This window comes from uncultured Jannaschia sp. (assembly GCF_947494055.1).
Classification (GTDB): domain Bacteria; phylum Pseudomonadota; class Alphaproteobacteria; order Rhodobacterales; family Rhodobacteraceae; genus Jannaschia.
On record NZ_CANLTR010000152.1, the window covers coordinates 1 to 739 of the forward strand.

Sequence of the window (739 nt, forward strand, 5' to 3'; positions counted from 1 at the left end):
ATGGCGGTGATAGTGGCCGTCGCGGTCAACACCGACGGGCGCCGCGAGATCCTTGGGATCACCGTCATGCCGTCGGAGGCCGAAGCCTTCTGGTCCGACTTTCTGCGCTCTCTCACCCGCCGGGGGCTGCGCGGCGTGCAGATGATCATCAGCGACGCGCACGAGGGTCTGAAGGCGGCCGCGCGCAAGGTCATGGGTGCCGGATGGCAGCGCTGCCGGGTGCATTTCCAGCGTAACCTGCTGGCCCGCGTGAACAAGACCAACAAGCCGGTGGTCAGCGCCGTGGTGAAGACGGTCTTCGCCGAGAAGGACCGTGACCAGGCCCATGCCCGGTGGCGCGAGGTCGCCGACAACCTTCGTGACCGGTTCAGGGATGTCGCCGACCTCATGGACACGGCCGAGCACGACGTGCTGGCCTACATGTCTTTCGACGAGAGCCTGCGCACCAAGCTGCACAGCACCAATCCGCTGGAACGCATCAACAAGGAGATCAAGCGGCGCACCAACGTCGTCGGGATATTCCCCAACCGAGACGCCGTCATCCGGCTCGTGGGCGCGCTCATGCTGGAGCAGAACGATGAGTGGGCCGTCAGCCGCCGCTACATGCCGATGGAAAAGCTGACGGGCTTGTGCGACGATCATCCTGATGCGGCCATGATCGCCGCTCAATGAACGAGCGACACCAGCTATGAAGAAGCAGGTGGACGCCAGTTCCTACACCACGCCCCGGGACACTACC

General features: G+C 64.4%; 1 protein-coding gene. It reads left to right on the forward strand.

The features are described from left to right. The coding region (locus Q1A87_RS23590; protein WP_299657294.1) for an IS256 family transposase at positions 1-672 on the forward strand (672 nt) is incomplete at its 5' end. Between the last annotated feature and the right edge of the window lie 67 nt (positions 673-739).